This is a genomic window from Streptomyces sp. NPDC107517, assembly GCF_055582645.1.
This window is the reverse complement of record NZ_JBVJPM010000009.1, coordinates 243,200-261,727: the sequence shown is the minus strand read 5'-3', so window position 1 is coordinate 261,727 and position 18,528 is coordinate 243,200. Positions and strand designations below refer to the sequence as shown.

The 18,528-nt window shown below is 70.7% G+C and carries 19 protein-coding genes; 8 read left to right on the top strand and 11 right to left on the bottom strand.

Going from position 1 to position 18,528, the window contains the following annotated elements; all coding sequences use genetic code 11:
• Positions 1–11: 11 nt before the first annotated feature.
• Both ACZ67T_RS22395 and ACZ67T_RS22390 read left to right on the top strand, forming a co-directional pair.
• A complete protein-coding gene (locus tag ACZ67T_RS22395; protein ID WP_469986281.1) occupies positions 12–1,664 on the top strand; it encodes an amidohydrolase in 1,653 nt (550 codons plus the stop codon).
• 218 nt (positions 1,665–1,882) lie between these two features.
• A complete protein-coding gene (locus tag ACZ67T_RS22390) occupies positions 1,883–2,896 on the top strand; it encodes a hypothetical protein (RefSeq protein WP_469986421.1) in 1,014 nt (337 codons plus the stop codon).
• A 165-nt stretch (positions 2,897–3,061) separates the two neighbouring features.
• On the opposite strand, the gene ACZ67T_RS22385 is transcribed toward ACZ67T_RS22390, so the two are convergent.
• Positions 3,062–3,568: an FBP domain-containing protein gene (locus ACZ67T_RS22385; RefSeq protein ID WP_469986279.1), complete on the bottom strand. Its 507-nt coding sequence runs from the start codon at positions 3,566–3,568 to the stop codon at positions 3,062–3,064.
• Positions 3,569–3,897: 329 nt separating this feature from the next.
• Here ACZ67T_RS22385 and ACZ67T_RS22380 point away from each other — a divergent pair, with 329 nt between their 5' ends.
• Together ACZ67T_RS22380 and ACZ67T_RS22375 are read left to right on the top strand one after the other, a co-directional pair.
• On the top strand, positions 3,898–5,103 hold the full coding sequence (locus ACZ67T_RS22380; protein WP_469986419.1) for a cytochrome P450: 1,206 nt from the start codon (positions 3,898–3,900) through the stop codon (positions 5,101–5,103).
• A 29-nt stretch (positions 5,104–5,132) separates the two neighbouring features.
• The gene (locus tag ACZ67T_RS22375) at positions 5,133–5,327 is read left to right on the top strand and encodes a ferredoxin (RefSeq protein WP_100593829.1); all 195 of its coding nucleotides are present in this window, start codon (positions 5,133–5,135) and stop codon (positions 5,325–5,327) included.
• 9 nt (positions 5,328–5,336) lie between these two features.
• Here the strand turns inward: ACZ67T_RS22375 and ACZ67T_RS22370 are convergent, their stop codons facing one another.
• From ACZ67T_RS22370 to ACZ67T_RS22335, 8 genes are all read right to left on the bottom strand, one after another.
• The gene (locus ACZ67T_RS22370; RefSeq protein WP_469986277.1) at positions 5,337–6,209 is read right to left on the bottom strand and encodes a universal stress protein; all 873 of its coding nucleotides are present in this window, start codon (positions 6,207–6,209) and stop codon (positions 5,337–5,339) included.
• 71 nt (positions 6,210–6,280) lie between these two features.
• A complete protein-coding gene (locus ACZ67T_RS22365) occupies positions 6,281–7,561 on the bottom strand; it encodes a polysaccharide deacetylase family protein (RefSeq protein WP_469986276.1) in 1,281 nt (426 codons plus the stop codon).
• A 128-nt stretch (positions 7,562–7,689) separates the two neighbouring features.
• Positions 7,690–9,030 carry an FAD-binding oxidoreductase gene (locus ACZ67T_RS22360; RefSeq protein WP_469986275.1) on the bottom strand — a complete coding sequence of 447 codons (1,341 nt, stop codon included), beginning with the start codon at positions 9,028–9,030 and terminating at the stop codon, positions 7,690–7,692.
• Positions 9,031–9,142: 112 nt separating this feature from the next.
• A complete protein-coding gene (locus ACZ67T_RS22355; RefSeq protein ID WP_469986274.1) occupies positions 9,143–9,595 on the bottom strand; it encodes an ATP-binding protein in 453 nt (150 codons plus the stop codon).
• A 140-nt stretch (positions 9,596–9,735) separates the two neighbouring features.
• The gene (locus ACZ67T_RS22350; RefSeq protein ID WP_469986417.1) at positions 9,736–10,107 is read right to left on the bottom strand and encodes a peptidase inhibitor family I36 protein; all 372 of its coding nucleotides are present in this window, start codon (positions 10,105–10,107) and stop codon (positions 9,736–9,738) included.
• A 22-nt stretch (positions 10,108–10,129) separates the two neighbouring features.
• A complete protein-coding gene (locus ACZ67T_RS22345; protein WP_469986272.1) occupies positions 10,130–10,588 on the bottom strand; it encodes a hypothetical protein in 459 nt (152 codons plus the stop codon).
• Between the two features lie 96 nt (positions 10,589–10,684).
• On the bottom strand, positions 10,685–11,077 hold the full coding sequence (locus tag ACZ67T_RS22340) for a hypothetical protein (RefSeq protein ID WP_469986271.1): 393 nt from the start codon (positions 11,075–11,077) through the stop codon (positions 10,685–10,687).
• Between the two features lie 117 nt (positions 11,078–11,194).
• Positions 11,195–11,611 (bottom strand): hypothetical protein, encoded by a 417-nt coding sequence (locus ACZ67T_RS22335; protein WP_469986269.1) that lies wholly within the window; start codon positions 11,609–11,611, stop codon positions 11,195–11,197.
• 270 nt (positions 11,612–11,881) lie between these two features.
• Here ACZ67T_RS22335 and ACZ67T_RS22330 point away from each other — a divergent pair, with 270 nt between their 5' ends.
• Together ACZ67T_RS22330 and ACZ67T_RS22325 are read left to right on the top strand one after the other, a co-directional pair.
• On the top strand, positions 11,882–12,391 hold the full coding sequence (locus ACZ67T_RS22330; protein WP_469986267.1) for a mycothiol transferase: 510 nt from the start codon (positions 11,882–11,884) through the stop codon (positions 12,389–12,391).
• Positions 12,392–12,882: 491 nt separating this feature from the next.
• Positions 12,883–14,571: a chitinase gene (locus tag ACZ67T_RS22325; RefSeq protein WP_469986266.1), complete on the top strand. Its 1,689-nt coding sequence runs from the start codon at positions 12,883–12,885 to the stop codon at positions 14,569–14,571.
• A 297-nt stretch (positions 14,572–14,868) separates the two neighbouring features.
• Here the strand turns inward: ACZ67T_RS22325 and ACZ67T_RS22320 are convergent, their stop codons facing one another.
• The gene (locus ACZ67T_RS22320; protein WP_100593222.1) at positions 14,869–15,309 is read right to left on the bottom strand and encodes an OsmC family protein; all 441 of its coding nucleotides are present in this window, start codon (positions 15,307–15,309) and stop codon (positions 14,869–14,871) included.
• A gap of 123 nt (positions 15,310–15,432) precedes the next feature.
• Positions 15,433–15,906, bottom strand: coding sequence for a cupin domain-containing protein (locus ACZ67T_RS22315; RefSeq protein WP_469986264.1), 474 nt, complete (start codon positions 15,904–15,906; stop codon positions 15,433–15,435).
• Positions 15,907–16,055: 149 nt separating this feature from the next.
• Between ACZ67T_RS22315 and ACZ67T_RS22310 the strand changes: the two genes are divergently transcribed.
• Positions 16,056–16,784 (top strand): Clp protease N-terminal domain-containing protein, encoded by a 729-nt coding sequence (locus ACZ67T_RS22310; protein ID WP_469986263.1) that lies wholly within the window; start codon positions 16,056–16,058, stop codon positions 16,782–16,784.
• A gap of 98 nt (positions 16,785–16,882) precedes the next feature.
• Entirely contained in the window at positions 16,883–18,511 is a 1,629-nt protein-coding gene (gene pgm, locus ACZ67T_RS22305) for a phosphoglucomutase (alpha-D-glucose-1,6-bisphosphate-dependent) (RefSeq protein WP_469986261.1), read from the top strand.
• Positions 18,512–18,528: the final 17 nt, after the last annotated feature.

The window sequence follows — 18,528 nt, the reverse complement described above, 5'->3', positions numbered from 1 at the left end:
AGTTACCCCTCATGTCCCACTCCCCCGCCCCCGCCGACCTCGTCCTGCGCGGCGCGCGCGTCCACACCGTCGACCCGGCGCTGCCCGAGGCGCAGGCGCTGGCCGTGCGCGACGGAAAGATCGTCTGGCTCGGGGCCGACGCGGACGCCGAGGCCTGGACGGGGCCCGGCACCGAGGTCGTCGACGCCGGCGGAAAGCTGGTCCTGCCCGGCTTCATCGACGCGCACAACCACGTACGGCTCGGCTCCGACGACGCCTGCGTCCAGCTGGCCGGCGCGGACACGCTCGCCGAGATACACGACCGGATCCGCACGTGGCGGGCGGCGCACCCCGGCGCTGCCTGGATCGAGGCGGAGGCGTTCGACTACTCGGCGATCCCCGGCGGCCGGATGCCCACCGCCGCCGACCTCGACCCGGTGACCGGCGACACCCCCGCCTTCGTCCTCAGCTACGACGTGCACACGGCCTGGCTGAACACGGCCGCGCTGCGCCGCCTCGGCATCGACAAGGACCGTACGAGCCTGCCGTTCGGTGAGGCCGCGACCGACCCCGAGACCGGTGAACCCACCGGATTCATCAAGGACTTCGCCGTCAAGGGCCTGTCACGCGACGGGCACCGCGCACTCCAGCAGCTGGGCGTGCCGTGGGCCTCGGCCGACCGCCAGTACGGGCGCCTCGCCAAGTCCCTCGACGACGCGATCCGCTTCGGCATCACGACCGTCGTCGAACCGCAGAACTCGATCGACGACCTCGCGCTGTTCGAGCGCGCCCGCTCCGAAGGCCGGCTCCGCTCGCGGATCGTGGCCGCGCTCTTCCACCCGCGCGGCACCACCGACGCCGACCTCGACGACTTCGCCGCCGCCGCGGCCCGCCACGCGGACGACCGGCTGCGCGTCGGACCGCTGAAGCTCTACATCGACGACGTCGTCGAGCCGCGCACCGCCGCGCTCCTGGAGCCGTACGCGGGGTGCGGCCACCACCGCGGCGAGACCTTCTACCCGCCGGAGGAGTTCGCGGACCTCCTGGCCAAGCTCGACGCACGCGGCTTCCAGTGCTTCGTCCACGCGACCGGTGACCGCGGCATCCGCACGGTCCTCGACTCCGTCGAGCACGCCCGTACGGTCAACGGTGAGCGGGACGCCCGCCACCAGGTCGTGCACGTCGAGTGCCTGGACCCGGCCGACACCGCGCGCTTCGCGGCGCTGGGCGTGGTCGCCTGCATGCAGCCCAGGCACTGCGCCCCCGAGGTCGCCGGGCCGGGCAAGGACTGGGCGGAGAACGTCGGCACGGACCGCTGGCACAAGGCCTGGCCGATGCGCAGCCTTCACGAGTCGGGCGCGGTCCTTGCCTTCTCCAGCGACTGGAACGTGGCCGAGATGGACCCCATGGTCGGCATCTACACCGCTGTCACGCGACGCCCGCTGGACGGCGGCGAGCCCTGGATGCCGGGCGAGACGGTGGACGTGGAGACCGCGGTGTACGGGTACACCATGGGTTCCGCGTACGCCAACTTCCTCGAGAACGAGCGGGGTTCACTGAGCGTGGGCAAGGCAGCGGACTTCGTGGTCCTGTCCCGGGACATCCTGAGCGCCGCACCCGAGGACATCCCCGGCACCGTGGCCGAAACAGTCGTCGTGGGCGGCAGGATCGAGCACAGCGCCTGAGACCCCGCACAAGAACCCGCGAACAAAACGGGCAATTGGGAGGGATAAAATAGCGCGTCAGCCTTCGCCCGCCCGAGACGCCTCAGGAGAACCACGTGACTTCAGCGACCGCCCCGACAGAATCCGCAGCGGCAGAGGTGGCGTCCGAAGGGGCCGTCCCGGCGCAGGCCGGGCCCGCCGAGGCCGAGGCGAACATCTGGGTGCCGGGCGGGGAGAGCGTGCCGGACGAGGAGACGCCGAAGGACGCCGCGCCGGTCTCCGGCCTGGTCGCCGAGGACGCGCGGGCCTTCGGCGTCTACGCCCGGACCGGCGGCTGGGCGTTCGCCCTCATGGTGGCGCGCAGCGTGCGTCCCGGCGGGCAGGCCGTGGAAGGGACCCCCAAGATCTCGGCCCGCCGGTTCAGCGAGCTGGCGGGCTGCTCGGCGGAGCGCGTCATGCGCTACTACAAGGCCTGGGACAAGGCGGCCGACGACGGTCTCGTGCCGCACTTCGAGGCGCTCACCCCGGGCCAGGACGTCGAACTCCCGGACTCCGACGCCTGGTTGACGTACTACGCGTCGCGCTCCATCGCCGTGTCGCCGCGCGGCCACGCGATCTCGGCCGCCGCCGAGGCCGAGGGCATCCGCCCGACCAAGGCCTTGGAGGTCGCCGAGAACCCGACCGCGCTGCGCGCCGCGATCCTCGCCGACCCCGGCACCGCCGAGGCGGCGAGGAAGGCCCTCATGGACCGCCTGGAGGAGGACCCCGCCCTGCGCACGGAGCTGGTCAGGGACATCGTGCGCACCGACGACCTGAAGAAGGCCGTGGCCGCCGAGGCGAAGGCCGGCGACCGGGTCGAGTACGTGCGTCAGATCGCGGAGAACGGCCAGATCAAGACAGCGGCGGGACAGAAGATCGAGGCACCGCGCGAGCTGCGCGAGGAGGCCGAGCGCCACCTCTCCCTGATCGACGAGCTGGACGACGGCGAAGAGGCAGGCGAGTGGGCGCGTGAGGCGTACGACAGCGTCCGCGAGCTCGTCACCAAGACCGTCGAGAGCGACCCCGACCTCCGGGTGAAGGAGCGCAGGGCGAAGTTCTACAACAGCTTGCAGAAGGCGACGAAGGTGTTCGAGGAGCTCACCCTCGACGACGCCGAGGACGACGTCTACGAGGACGACATGCTCAAGCGCCTGGAGGACCTCCAGCAGGCCATCGCCTCGTGCATCTCGGCAATCCAGGCAAAGGTCCAGTAGGAAGCCGTCCGAACCGGAGCCCTCACCGGCGATCAGCCACGTACGAGACAGCGCCGGAGTCGGCGAAGCCCCACCGGGCGGCCACCCCGCTGCTGGACGCCGCGATGTAGGGCCGCCTCGCCGAAAACAGTCCGAACGAGCCCCACACCGGTCACGCAATCTCGGTCACGCCACCTCGGTGACCTTGGCCGCGAAGGCGTCCAGGTTGCTCGTGGCGCGGGCGATCCGCTCGTCGAGCGAGAGCGACTCCTCGTAGCGCCCGGCCCGCAGCTTGGGCTGCCGCTTGCCGCGCAGGTAGAGCGAGCAGGCGAGGTCCGCGCAGAGATAGATGCCGACGGTGTTGCCCTCCCGCCCGCGCGCCCCGGCCAGGGGCGCCGCCAGGAGGGCGACACCGGAGGAGGCGTGTCCGGTCAGGCACACCTGGCACATGCTGGACTTCACGGCGCTGGTCCGGCCCACCGAGGGAACCCGCAGGGTGATGCCGACGGGCCCGTCGGGGCCGGGGCGCACCAGGTGGGCCCGCAGGGGCGCTCCCGGGTCGACCCAGCCGAGGAAGTCCAGGTCCTCCCAGGGGAGCTCGGCGAAGTCGAGGGGAAGCTTCATCCGGGCGGCCTCACCCTTCGTGCAGTTCACGAAGGACGCCCGGATCTGTTTCTCGTTCAGTGGTTCCACGTGCGGCGACGATACCCACCGCCGCTCGCACAAGCATCCGCATTTCCCCGCGGGCGCAGCGGGTACCGGTGCGGTCGACGCGGCGTGAACAAGCCGTGCCACGCCCGCGGACACCCCATCGGCTCCAGCCGTACGGCACATGCCCCGTCCGCCCCACCGGCCCTACGGCACGCCCCCACCAGACAGAACACACCCCTGGCAGAATCGGAACAACAGGGTTCGGCCAGATGTCCGTGACGGGCGGACTGGCCGATCTTCGAGTGGCCGACTGGATGCCCAAGGCATCTAATAAAGATCACCGAGGAAGACTCACCGCCTGCGAGGTCACCATGACCGTGACACCCCCCACGCCGGACACCGTCGCCTTCCCCCAGGACCGCACGTGTCCCTACCACCCTCCGGCCTCCTACGATCCGCTTCGCTCGGCGCGGCCCCTGTCCCGTGTCTCGCTCTTCGACGGGCGGACCGTGTGGGTGGTCACCGGCCAGTCGACCGCGCGCGACCTGCTCATCGACCCGCGCCTGTCCACCGACCGGGAGAACCGCGCCTTCCCGATGCCCACGGAGCGCTTCGCCCTCTCCCGCAAACGGCGCATCGCCCTCCTCGGAGTCGACGACCCCGAGCACAACACCCAGCGCCGCATGCTGATCCCGAGCTTCACCGTCAAGCGGATCACGGCACTGCGGCCCCGCATCCAGGAGACGGTCGACCGGCTGCTGGACACGATGGTCGAGCAGGGCCCGACGGCCGACCTGGTGAGCGCGTTCGCACTGCCCGTGCCGTCCATGGTGATCTGCTCGCTGCTCGGCGTGCCCTACGCCGATCACGACTTCTTCGAGGAGCAGTCGCGGCGCCTGCTGCGCGGGCCGAGCGTGTCGGACATGGAGGCCGCGCGCGAGCGGCTCGACGCGTACTTGGGCTCGTTGATCGACCGCAAGAGGCGCGAGCCGGGCGAAGGGCTGCTCGACGAGCTCATCCACCGCGGGCCGGACGAGAAGGAGGTCGACCGCGAGGAGCTGATCAGTCTCGCCACGATCCTGCTGATCGCGGGGCACGAGACGACGGCGAACATGATCTCGCTCGGCACGTTCACCCTGCTCCGGCATCCGGACCTGCTGGAGGAGCTGCGCTCCGCCGATTCGCTGCTGCCGGCCGCGGTCGAGGAACTGCTGCGCTTCCTGTCCATCGCCGACGGCATCCTGCGCGTCGCCACCGAGGACATCCAGGTCGCCGGCGAGACCATCCGGGCGGACGACGGGGTCATCTTCTCCACGTCGCTCATCAACCGCGACGACGACAGCTTCACGGCCCCCGACTCCCTCGACTGGCACCGCCCCACCCGCCACCACCTCGCGTTCGGCTACGGAGTCCACCAGTGCCTGGGGCAGAACCTGGCCAGGGCCGAGATGGAGATCGCGCTGGGGTCACTCTTCTCGCGGCTGCCCGGGCTGCGCCTCGCGGCGCCCGCCGAGGAGATCCCGTTCAAGCCCGGAGACACGATCCAGGGCATGCTCGAACTCCCGGTCACGTGGTGACCGCCCGAGCCGCAAGAAAGGCGCAGACCGTGCGGATCCGGATCGACAAGGACAGATGTGTGGGCGCGGGCATGTGCGCGCTGACGGCGCCGAACGTGTTCACGCAGGACGACGACGGCTTCAGCGAGGTGCTGGAGGGCCGCGAGGACGGCGCCGGTGACCCGCTGGTGCGGGAAGCGGCCCGGGCCTGTCCGGTGCGGGCCATCACCGTCGCCGACGACTGAGGACACGTCCTAGGCGGGCGGTACGACGGCCACCGGGCAGGGCGCGTGGTGCATGACGGCATGCGCGACGGACCCGATCCGGGATCCGACGGCCGAGCGTCGGGCGCGGCGGCCCACGACCACCAGCTGGGCCCTCGCGGCCGACGCGAGAAGGACCTGACCGGCGCTGCCGATCTCGACGTGCTCCACCACCGGCACGTCGGGATACCGCGTGCGCAGCGATTCGAGCGCCTCGCCGAGCGCCTCCTTCTCGTACGGCTCCATGCCGCCGACCTCGTCGAGCAGCTTCAGCGAGGCGGGGCTGTACGCGTACAGGGGCGGCAGCGTCCACGCGCGGACGACCCTCAGCGTCGCGCCGCGGGCGGAGGCGGTGGCGAAGGCGAACTCGAGGACCGCGCGGCTGTCCTCGGGCGCGCCCTCCTGGCCGACGACGATCTCGCGGCCCGCCGCCTCCGGTTCGGCGCGGTCGTCGGCCCTGACCAGGACGACGGGCCGCGTCGACTCGGCGATGACCTGCTGCCCGACCGACCCGACCAGGAAGCCGACGAGCGCGCCGTGTCCGCGGGAGCCGAGGACGAGGAGCTCCGCGTCGGCCGCGGCGCCGAGGAGCGCGGGAACGGCGTCGTCGGACAGAGACTCGACCGACAGGGTCAGCTGGGGGTGGCCGCCGGCCACGGCGCGCCCGGCCTCGTCGGCCACACTTCTGGCCCACTCGGTCTGCGCCGCGAGATCGGGCGCGGACGCCGCCACGTCCGGCAGCGGGGACCAGGCGTGCAGCAGGCGCAGCCCGCATCCGCGGCGCACCGCTTCGCGCGCAGCCCACGCAGCCGCGGCCGAGCTCTCCGGTGATCCGTCCACTCCCGCGGTGATCCAGCGGTCCATGCGCCTGCCTCTCCGTCGCTGATCAGGTCTCGGTCAGTGTGCGTCAGCGTGGCGGACAACACGCCGGAACCCTAGGTGCCGCTGCGCGCGGCGCCGGTAGGTGCCGTGACCGCGTCGCCGAGATACCGCGACCAGCCACCCGCGGGTACCTCTCCGACCTCCAGCGAGCGGAGCCGGTCGATCACGTTCGGGTCCTGGGCGTCCAGCCAGTCGACGAACTGCCGGAAGGAGACGAGGCGTACGTCCTTCTTGCCGGCGATCTCCTTGAGCGCGGCCTCGACGGCGTCCATGTAGATCCCGCCGTTCCAGTCCTCGAAGTGGTTGCCGATGAAGAACGGCGCCCGGTTCGTCTCGTACGCCCTCGTGAAGCCCGCGAGGTACGACTCGGTGGCCTGCCGGCGCCAGCCCGCGTAGTTGTAGGACGGCCCTCGCGTGGAGTTCTTCGACTGGTTGGCCAGGATGTTGTAGTCCATCGAGAGGACCTCGAAGGTGTGGCCGGGGAACGGGATGGCCTGGAGCGGCAGGTCCCACAGACCCTGCCGCTTCCCGGGCCAGCGCTGGACGCCGCCGGGGGACGAGGCGTCGTAGCGCCAGCCGAGTTCACGGGCGATGGGCAGCAGGTTGCTCTGGCCGAGGAGGCAGGGCGTGCGGCCTCCGATGAGTTCCTTGTCGTAGTCGAACGGCAGGGGGTCGTCGTCGTGCCAACCCGTGTTCGTACGCCAGGTCTTGATGAACCACCTCGCCTGCTCGATCTCGCTGTACCACTGCGCGGGCGTCCAGTTGGCCACGGAGCCGGAGCCGGCGCAGAAGTGGCCGTTGAAGTGCGTGCCGATCTCGTGGCCGTCGAGCCACGCCTGCCGGGTGTACTTCAGCGTCTCCTTGAGGTGCGCGCCGGTGAGATACCCGACGTCGGAGGCGCCCACGGGGTTGTTCGGCGGGTCGTAGAGCCGCTTCTTCGACTCGGGCAGGAGGTACAGGCCCGACAGGAAGAACGTCATGCGGGCGCCGTGGGTCTCGGCCAGTTCGAGGAAGCGCGGGAAGAGGCCCTTGCCGACCTCGCCCGCACCGTCCCAGGAGAAGATCACGAACTGCGGTGGCGTCTGGCCGGGTTCGAGGGGGGAGGGCGACTCGGGCTGGTTCGGCTGCCTGCCGGTGTACGCCGTCGAGCCGTCACCGATCAGCCGTGGAGCGGTCCTGCCTAAGTGGGGAGCCCCGTCGGGGCGCCGGCCTGGGCCGGCGGGCGGGCGGTCCGTGTCGTTGCCCGTCCCGCATCCGGCGAGACCCGCGGCAGCGGCGCCCAGGCCGATCCCGAGTCCCAGACCAACGGCTCCTCTACGGCTGATCTCGCTCATCGGCATCCCAACCCGCGTCCGCGAGGGACACGTTGTGCGGTCACCTGACAACACACGCACCGTAAGTCGGATAAGCACACAATTAGTGCATTTAGGGCGGCGCGGCGGGCAAAGCACTGTCCACAGGGTCAGCTCTGGCCGGGGTCGCCGACGACCTTCCCGGGGTTGAACAGGTCCAGCGGGTCAAGGGTGTTCTTCACCGCGCGCTGCACCGCGCAGACCTCGGGACCGAGTTCCCGCCGCATGCCGCCCCGCTTGAGCAGGCCGACGCCGTGCTCACCGGTGACGGTGCCGCCCGCGGCGACCGCCGCGCCGAGCAGTTCCTCGAACGCGGCCTGCGCCGCGCGGCGCGCCTCGGCGTCCCCGGGCGGGGTGATCAGGAGCGGGTGGAGGTTGCCGTCCCCGGCGTGCGCGATGGTCGCGATCCGCACCCCGTGCCGCTGTCCGATGTCCTCGACGGTGGCGAGCATGGCGGGCACGGCCGAGCGCGGTACGCAGATGTCCTCGGTGAGCACGGGCCCCAGGCGTTCGAGGGCCGGGTAGGCGAGCCTGCGGACGTCGAACAGAGCCTCGGCCTCGACGGCGTCGGTGGACTGTTCGGCCCAGAGCGCTCCCGCGTCCGCGAACGCCTCGGCGACCACCGCCGCCTCTTCCGCGCCCGCGTCGCCCGGCGCGTCGATCCGCGCGAGGAGCAGGGCAGCGGCGCCGGGTTCGATCCCGAGGTGCTTCCAGTCCTCGACGGCCTGCATGCAGTGCCGGTCGAGGAGTTCCAGGGCGGCGGGCTGGAGGCCGCGCCGGGTGGTGAGCGCGACGGCGGCGCCCGCCGCGACGAGGCCGTCGAAGGCGCCGACGACGGTGCGGGGTTCGGCGGCGGGCGCGGGACGAAGGCGCAGCGTGATCTCGGTGATCACTCCGAAGGTGCCCTCCGAGCCGACGAACAGACCGGTCAGGTCGTAGCCGCTGACACCCTTCGTGGTGCGCCGGCCGAACCGGACCCGGGTGCCGTACTCGCCCGCCGGCCCGCCCATCACGGCTTCGAGGCCGAGGACGTAGTCACGGGTGACGCCGTACTTGAGGCAGCACAGGCCGCCTGCGTTGGTGGAGACGTTGCCGCCGATGGTCGACCAGGGGGCGCTGGCGGGGTCCGGCGGGTACCAGAGGCCGTGCTCGGCGACGGCCGCCTTCAGGTCGTTGTTGACGACGCCTGGCTGTACCACGGCGAGCAGGTTCTCGGTGTCGATCTCCAGGATGCGGTTCATCCGCGAGAGGTCGAGGACCAGGCAGCCGTCGGTGGCGTTGGCGCCGCCCGAGAGTCCGGTGCCGGCGCCGCGGGTCACGACGGGTACGGACAGCGCGGCGCAGGCGCGCACCACCTGCTGGACTTCGCCGGCGTCCGTCACCCGGACCGCAGCGAGCGCTCGGCCCACCGGCGCCCATTCCGCGTCGTCGTGGCTGAGCCCGGACAGCACGTCGCCGTCCTCGATCAGGGTGAGGCCGGGCAGCGCCTCGGCCAGGTCGTGAAGGAGCTCGCGGTCGGGTGCCGTATCGATGTCGCCGTCTCCTCGCGCGAGAACCGTTCGATTACGGTCGCAGTCTAAAGACGGCCTTGATCCACTTCCCGACCGGGACCCGCTCCACGATGACCTCGGTGGCGAGCGCGTGGACTATCTCGAGACCGTGCCCGCCGATGCGCCCGGGGTCCCTGACGAAGAGACGGGGCACGGCGGCGCTGCTGTCGTAGACGGTGACGGCCACCTCGTCCTTCGATCCCTCGAGATCGAGAACGTAGGGTCCGTGGCTGTGGCGGTCGGCGTTGGTGACGAGCTCACTGACCAGGAGCAGCAGATCGCCGCGGGACCTGGCGTCGATCAGGGCGCACCACTCCGACCGCAGCTGCTCGAGGAACACCTCGGCGAAGGCGCGCGCGTCGGCGATGCAGCCCGGCTCTCCGGTGTACTGCGTCGCCCGGCGCAGCGGCTCGACGGGGTCGGCAGCACCGGTCGGCATCAAGGCTCCGTCCAGGTACTCGGTCATGCGGTTCTCTCAATGGGATCGGTCGGCACAGTAACTCCCCTGCAGACCTCCTGATACCCAGTGGCGCGTGCGGCAGTCATAACCGGCCGGAACGGGCGGCTCGGCAGGCCGCTCGTTCCGGTTCCGCGGGGTGCGCGAGGTCAGCAGCTCATTTTCCACGTGTGGGAGTCGCCGCTGTCATTGCCCCAGCTGTCGGAGGCGATCTCCTGGCCAGGGGCGAGGCAGACGGTGCCGAGACCGACGAGGCCCGGGTTCTCGTAGACCTGTACGTGGTCCTTGATGCCGGGGCCCGAAATGCCGTGGTTCGCCCAGGAGGAGTCCTGGTCCTGGATGGGGTCCTCCCAGTCGTGGTCGTCGCCCGACCAGTTGGTGCGCTGGCCGCCGAAGTTCGCGTCCGTCCAGGCGCAGAACTGGCCGCTGGGGCACGAGGCGCCGAAGGCGGCGGACGAGGTGGCGACGGCGCCGCCCAGGGCGAGCGCGGCGGCCGCGAGGAGCGCGGCGGAGTTCTTGATGATCACTGTGTCTCTTTCTCTGCTACGGAGTCTGTGGCGGGTCGGTGAGGAGGCGGGTCGCGCGGGTCAGGGCGCGCGCGCGAAGGCGCTGCCAGTCGGCCACTTCTGCGTGGTGTGCGGCCCGGACCGAGGCGAGGCCGGTCTTGCGGTAGGCCGCTTCGGGCTCGAGGTTGTTGACGACCGTCGAGACCTGGAACCAGCGGCGCTGGTCGCCGTAGAGGGCGCGCTGCGCCGAGGCCAGGCAGCCGTCGGTGTGGGCGCGCACGGAGTATCCGGTCGGCAGCCTCAGGGAGAGTTCCGTGCGTCCGGCGCCGAAGAGGGCGTCGGCCAGGCGATCTTCCTGGGCCTTCGTGCCGGGCCGTCTGCCGGGGCGCGGCGGGGTGAGTCCCTGCGCGGTGAGGCAGCGGTCGGTCAGGAGCTGGGTGGCGGCCTTGACGGTGTCGTCCGGGGAGAGTGCGGGCCTGGGTCCGGGGCCGCACACCCGGTGACGAGCAGTCCGGCCAGGGACAGTGCGCCGAGCGCGGTGAACGCCAGGAGCGGCCGTGCCCAGGGGCGCGGTCGGTGGGTCATCGGCGGATCAGCCCGCTTCGCATCCCATCTTGGTGTCGCTGACGCCGTCGAACTTGGTGGCCCACGCCTCCCAGTTCTCGTCGTAGTCGTCCTTGCGGATCTCGCGGTAGAGGCAGCTGCTCCCCGGTCCGTAGCTGATCGCGTAGACCGTGCCGCCGACGCGGGAGTCGAAGGAGTAGGCGTGGCGCTGAGTGCCGTTCTCGGCCTCGGCGTAGCCCGGTGGCGCGTAGCACCAGGCCTGGCCGTGCTGGCCCGGCTCGGTCCAGAAGCAGACCTGTCCGGGGCCCGCGGCGCGTACGGAACCGGCCGGCGCGGTGGCGACGGCGGTCGGTGCGGCGAGGGTCAGCGCGGCGGCGACGCCGGCGAGAGCGGTGGTGAGCAAGGTGGTGCTGCGGCGCATGCGAGCGGCTCCGAAAGTGTGATGACGACGCTGTGCATGATCACGATCCCCCGGCGTTTACGCAGGTAAGCGCGGCGCCACCCGTACCGGCTACTAGTCATATCGACGCCGCGCCGATCACGCGTGCGCCACGAGCGCTGCCCTGTACGCGCGGGAGCGCTGCATCCGCAGGGCGTCGATCGACTCGGCGAGGAACTCGTATTCCGTGGTGTCGTCGCGAGTGATCAGGCGGACCAGTTTTCCGTCGGCGAGTTCCTCGGCCACTTGCTCCTGCCGCTCGATATCACCGCACCAGTCGCGCAGCGCACCGGGGACATCGGGGACGGTGTCGGCGACCGGGGCTATGGCGTGTTCGGGGAAATGCGGATTGCCAGGGCGCGGATCGAGCCGTTCCGCTATCCAGGAGGCGCGGTCGCGCAGCCACCACATCGCGAGCGGCAGAGTGGGCGCGCGATACGTTCCGAGCGGTACGCCGACGCGCTGACCGCCGCAGATTCCGTACGCGGTGACCTGGCACAGGAATTCCTCGTGCACGCTCTCCCCCGTCGCTCTCTCGCCGCCCTGCGGTCCTCACTCTCATTCCGTGCGATGTGCGTGGTCGGTGCGGGTGCGCCTGGTCGGGACCGGTGAAGTGATCTATTGGTCAAGCGCCATTCAACTTCCTCAGAAGACGAGTATCGACACTTCCGACGCGCTTTCACCATGCCTTTCTGGCCAGTCTCCTGGCATATTCAGGGACCCGAATGGCCGGAATGGAACGGGTGCGCGGGTGTGAAATCGCCGCCATCGAGGAAGCAGCACGTCATGCACTCCAAGGACGTTCTCACCGACGCGTTCGGACGGATCCACGAAACGGTTCACTCGGCGGTGGAAGATCTTTCCGCCGAGGAACTCAACACCCGGCTCAATGACAACTCGAACTCGATCGCGTGGCTGATCTGGCACCTGTCACGCGTGCAGGACGATCACATTTCCGACGCCTTCCAGACCGATCAGGTCTGGCTCGCCGACGGCTGGGTCGACCGCCTCGATCTCGCCCTGCCACCCTCCGACACGGGGTACGGCCACAGCGACAAACAGGTCGCCGAAGTGCATGTCCCGTCGGCCGATCTACTGCTCGGCTACTTCGACGCAGTGCACGAGCGCACCCTCGCCCACGTGGCAGGACTGAGTGACGCGGACCTGGACCAGGTGATCGACGACACCTGGTCGCCGCCGGTCACCCTGGGCGTGCGCCTGGTGAGCGTCATCTCGGACGATCTCCAGCACTCCGGACAGGCCGCCTATGTGCGCGGGATTCTCGAACGCCTCTGAAATCCGGTGCGCACCCCGTGTGAATCGGGCACACCCAGTCACTGTGTTCGCACGCTTCCAGCCATCGGAACGACGCAGTCCACTACGAGAGGAACCCCGCACAGGATTGACGGCTCCTGCGCGGAGGGGCCGCCGGCCACTCCCTACCCACGCCCAGGTCGGCGGCCCCGTATCTGCGCTCCCCGGAGTCAACCGTCGAGCCGCTCCTCCGGCCGCCTTCGCCCGTGCTCTTCTCCAGGACGGCGCCGAACTCGTCGTTCAGGCTGCCGGACGTCGTGCCCATATCCGTCTCCTCGGGCGTCTTCCGTCATCGCTCACGACCTTCCGCGCGCACGGCACTCGTCGCGCCTGAGGACCCTCCGCATCAGGGCCGGCACACGCCCCGCAACGGTTGAGGTCTTGACAACTCGATTGGTCTGGACCAGCTTTGGGCCCTACAGCGGTGGCCACCGTTCACTCCCGCCCCCTTCACTCCCCACCGGAGGCAGTAAGTGGACCGTGCACGCAGATGGATCAAGGGCGCACTGGCCGTCAGCGCGGCCGCAGCGCTCGGCGTCACCTCTCTGGCGACCACGGCGCAGGCCGCCGACATCAACGTCGCCAGGAACGCCGGGTTCGAATCGGACCTGAGCAACTGGACGTGCTCCGCCGGGACCGGTTCCGTGGTCGGCTCCCCCGTGCACGGCGGCGCCCGGGCGCTCAAGGGCACACCCACGGCGCAGGACACCGCCCAGTGTTCCCAGGCCGTCGCGGTCAAGCCGAACTCGACGTACACGCTGAGCTCCTGGGTCCAGGGCAGTTACGTGTACCTGGGGGCGACCGGCACCGGCACCACCGATGTGTCGACGTGGACGCCGGGGTCCTCCGGCTGGCAGCAGCTGAGCACCACGTTCACGACCGGCGCGAACACGACGTCCGTGACCGTCTACACGCACGGCTGGTACGGGCAGGGCGCCTACTACGCCGACGACGTGAGCGTGCTCGGTCCCGACGGAGGCGGTGGCGGCGGCGATCCCGTCGTCATTCCGGCAGTCCCCGCCGGACTCGCGGCAGGCACCGCGACCTCCTCCTCGGTCGACCTCTCCTGGAACCCGGTCTCCGGCGCCACCGGCTACAACGTGTACCGCGACGGCTCCATGGTCGCCTCCGTCAGCGGCGCGTCCGCCACCGTCACCGGGCTCGCCGCCGCCACCTCGTACAGCTTCCAGGTCAGCGCGACCAACTCGGCCGGTGAGTCCGCGAAGTCGGCGCCCGTCACCGCCAAGACGTCGACCTCCGGCGGCGGAGGCGGAGGCACCGTGCCCAAGCACGCCGTGACCGGCTACTGGCAGAACTTCAACAACGGCGCCACCGTGCAGAAACTGCGTGACGTCCCCTCGCAGTACGACATCATCGCGGTGTCCTTCGCCGACGCGACCAGCACGCCCGGGCAGATCTCCTTCACCCTCGACCCGGCCGTCGGATACGCGTCGGCCGCCGACTTCAAGGCCGACATCGCCGCGAAGCAGGCCGCGGGCAAGTCCGTGATCCTCTCGGTCGGCGGCGAGAAGGGCAGCGTGTCCGTGAACACCGACGCATCGGCCACCGCGTTCGCCGACAGCGCCTACTCCCTGATGCAGCAGTACGGATTCGACGGCGTCGACATCGACCTCGAGAACGGCCTCAACTCCACCTATATGTCGAAGGCCCTGCACCAGCTCTCCGCGAAGGCCGGCGCGAAGCTGGTTCTCACGATGGCGCCGCAGACCATCGACATGCAGTCCACCTCGGGTGAGTACTTCAAGACGGCGCTGAACGTGAAGGACATCCTCACCGTCGTCAACATGCAGTACTACAACAGCGGTTCGATGCTCGGCTGCGACGGCAAGGTCTACAGCCAGGGCTCGGTCGACTTCCTGACCGCGCTCGCCTGCATCCAGCTGGAGGGCGGACTCGACCCGTCCCAGGTCGGCCTCGGCGTCCCCGCGTCGACGCGGGGAGCGGGCAGCGGCTACGTGGACCCGTCGGTCGTCAACAACGCGCTCGACTGCCTGACGCGCGGCACCGGCTGCGGCTCCTTCAAGCCCGCGAGGACCTATCCGGGTCTGCGGGGCGCGATGACCTGGTCCACGAACTGGGACGCGACGGCGGGCAACGCCTGGTCGAACAGCGTTGGCCCCAAGGTGCATTCACTCCCGTAGGACGCTGCGGCGCGTACGGCGGCACTCAGTTCAGCAGCTGCCACAGAGGGGCGCAGGCGGCGTCCTCCGTGGGATGCCGCGCGATCGTCTCGTGGGTGCACCGCTCGTACGCGCCGGTCTCCCAGCCCTCGCCGGGGTCCTCGCGCAGACAGAGGAAGTCGGTGGGGGCGGGGGGACGGTTCGTGGACGCCCTCGATCCAGCAGTGGGCCAGGGGCACGGCGGCCCGCCGCAGGGCGCGCTCCAGTGCGTGCCGGTCCACGGGCCGTCCTCCTGTCCCGATCGCGCTCACGGACGAGTCAGCCCGCCATGAAGACGAGCGTGCCGTCCGGGAGCCGGGCCTCGATCCGGGCGCCGTGTTCCACGGTCCGGCTGACGGTGCAGTACTTCTCGTGGGTCAGGCGCACGCCGCGGGCGAACGCGTCGGCGGCGTGCTCGTCGCCCTCGGGCAACTCCACTTCGTAGCTGACGCGCACCGCTCCGACGCGGCCGTCGTCCTCGGGCCGTGACACGGACTCCACGACGATGCGCAGTCCGTCGTGCTCGACGGTGCGGGCCGTGCGGTCGGTGACGAGGCCGCCGCAGCCGCCGAGCGCGGCGAGGAGCAGCTCGACCGGGGTGAACGACGGCTGCACGTCGGGGTCCTCGGCGGCTCCGATGCGGACCTCGGCGCCGCGGTCGTTGCGCGCGGTCCAGTCGCGGAAGCCGTTGCGGACGGTCTCGATGCGGTAGTCGGCCATGTCGGGTGGTTCTCCCTCGCTGCGGTCGCCCGGTCCTGCTCGTCCCCGGCACCGTACGGGCGAGGGGGCGCGGGGCGGCGCAGGCCGGACCGTCGGGCGGGCACGAACGCCCGCTCGGTCGCGTCAGGCGGTGGGCAGGCGCCCGCCGCACCGTGCGCAGTAGGCGGCTGTCGCGTCCTCGGAGACCCGGTCGCAGGCGGGGCAGACCCGGCTGAGCAGGCAGGCCGGTTCGCCGCCCTCGCGGGCCGGGGTCCGCGCGATGGTCAGGCCGGGGCGTCTGCGGTGGGCGGTGAGGTAGGCGAGACCGTCGGGGCCGGCCGTCACGGAGCGCCGTTCGCCGCGCGCTATGAACACGAGGGCGCCGGGCGCGAGTTGCTCCACTTCGTCGGCGTACCGGAGTGACCCGTCGCCTTCGAGAACGACCAGCAGGACATCGAGGTCCGGCTCGACGTGCTCGGCGACGACGGTGCCGGGCAGCAGCCGGACGACGTTCGCGTCCAGCTGCCGGGCCGCGCCGTCGAGCTTCCACAGGGCGCCCGTCCGTGACTCGTCCGCCGTACGCAGCACGTCCGCAAGTAGCACTCGGGCCGACGGCATGGCTCTCCTCATTCAGCGGTGGGTACGTCGTGCAGTCCGCAGCCTACGGCGTGCGCGGGGGCACCTTCAGCGACTGTCAACTAACGGTTGACACTCCCATACTGTCAACCTACGGTTGTCACATGACGGATTCCGCGAAACCAGTAGGCATGACCACACCCGTACGCCTCGACGACCTGATCGACGCCATCAAGAAGGTCCACACCGACGCGCTCGACCAGCTCTCCGACGCCGTGATCGCCGCGGATCACCTCGGCGATGTCGCGGACCATCTGATCGGCCACTTCGTGGACCAGGCACGCCGCTCCGGGGCGTCCTGGACCGACATCGGCAGGAGCATGGGGGTCACCCGGCAGGCCGCCCAGAAGCGGTTCGTGCCCAAGGCCTCCGGCGAGGCCGGCGAGATCGATCCCAGCGCGGGCTTCGCCCGCTACACCCCGCGGGCACGCAACGTCGTGATGTCCGCGCAGAACGAGGCCCAGGCCGCCGGCAACGACGAGATCCGGCCCGAACACCTGGTGCTCGGCCTGCTCGCGGAGCCCGACGGGCTCGCCGCGCAGGCCATCCGGGCCCAGGGCGTACTCCTGGACACCGTGCGGCAGAACGCGACGGCCACGCTGCCGCCGGCCGTCTCCGACGTGCCCGGCCTCGTCAAGTTCGACGCGAACGCGAAGAAGGCCCTGGAGCTGACCTTCCGTGAGGCACTGCGCCTGGGGCACAACTACATCGGTACGGAGCACATCCTGCTGGCCCTCCTGGAGCAGGAGAACGGCTCGGGCACCCTCGCCGAGTCCGGCATCGACAAGGCCGCCTCCGAGGCACACATCACGCAGATGCTGGCCGCGATCGTCAAGGAGCGATCGAAGCAGGAGTCCTGACGGCTCATCGGCCGCGGAGGTGTCCCGGAGCGTGGGTGGTGCTCCGGGACACCCCTGCCGTCATGCGTCGCCCGGGGCCCGGATGGGAGACTGCCCCTATGACTGAGCGCGCAGGAACCCAGGCCAGGCCGGAGGATCTCGTCGACGTCGGCGAACTCGTCGACGCGTACTTCACCAAGGTCCCCGATGTGGACCGCCCCGAGCAGCGCGTCGTCTTCGGCACGAGCGGGCACCGGGGCTCCAGCCTGGACGGCGCGTTCAACGAACGGCACATCGCGGCGATCACGCAGGCCATCGTCGAGTACCGCACGGCCGAGGGCATCACGGGCCCGCTGTTCATCGGACCCGACACCCACGCCCTCTCGCGCCCCGCGCTGGACACGGCCCTCGGCGTCCTCGCGGCGAACGGCGTGCGTGTCTTCGCCGACGTCCACGACAGCTATGTGCCGACCCCGGCGCTCAGCCACGCCATCCTGCGCTGGAACAGCACCGCGTCCGACGAGCTCGGGCAGGCGGACGGCATCGTCATCACGCCGAGCCACAATCCGCCGCGCGACGGCGGCTTCAAGTACAACCCGCCGCACGGCGGCCCCGCCGACTCCACGGCGACCTCCTGGATCGCGCGCCGCGCCAACGAGCTGCTCGCCGACGGCAACCGCGACGTGCGCACCACGAAGGACGTGGCTGCCGAGACGTACGACTTCCGTGAGCGGTACGTCGAGGAGCTGAGCACGGTCATCGACACCGAGGCCATCCGGGCGTCCGGGCTGCGCATCGGCGCGGACCCGCTGGGCGGGGCGAGTGTGCACTACTGGGCACGGATCGCCGAGATGTACGGACTCGACCTGACGGTGGTCAACCCCGAGGTGGATCCGACCTGGCGGTTCATGACGCTCGACTGGGACGGCAAGATCCGGATGGATCCCTCGTCGGCCCCCGCGATGGCGTCCGTCCTCGCGAAGCGGCACGACTACGACCTGCTCACGGGGAACGACGCGGACGCCGACCGGCACGGCATCGTCACGCCGGACGCCGGCCTCATGAACCCGAACCACTATCTCGCCGTCGCGATCCACTACCTGGCCACGCACCGCACGGGCTGGCGATCCGATGCCGCGATCGGGAAGACGCTGGTGTCGAGCGCCGTCATCGACCGGATCGTCGCCTCGCTCGGCCGCGAGCTGCTCGAAGTCCCGGTCGGGTTCAAGTGGTTCGTGCCGGGGCTCGTCGACGGGTCGGTCGCCTTCGGCGGCGAGGAGAGCGCGGGCGCGAGCTTCGTGCGCAAGGACGGCAGTGTGTGGACGACCGACAAGGACGGCATTCTTCTCGCGCTGCTCGCGGCCGAGATCACCGCGGTGACCGGCAAGAGCCCGTCGCGGTACTACGCCGAACTCGCCGCGGAGCACGGCTCGTCCTCGTACGCCCGCGTGGACGCGAAGGCGACCAAGCAGCAGAAGGCACGGCTCGCCGAGCTCAGCGGCGACGCGATCACCGCGGACACCCTCGCGGGCGAGCCCATCACCGGGAGGCTCAGCCACGCGCCGGGCAACGGGGCCGCGATCGGCGGCGTGAAGGTCACCACGGAGAACGCCTGGTTCGCCGCACGGCCGAGCGGCACGGAGGACGTGTACAAGATCTACGCCGAGTCGTTCCGCGGCCCCGACCACCTGGCCCAGGTGCAGACGGAGGCGCAGTCGATCGTGGACGCGGCCCTCGCGGAGGACTGACGGAACGTGGGCGGCAG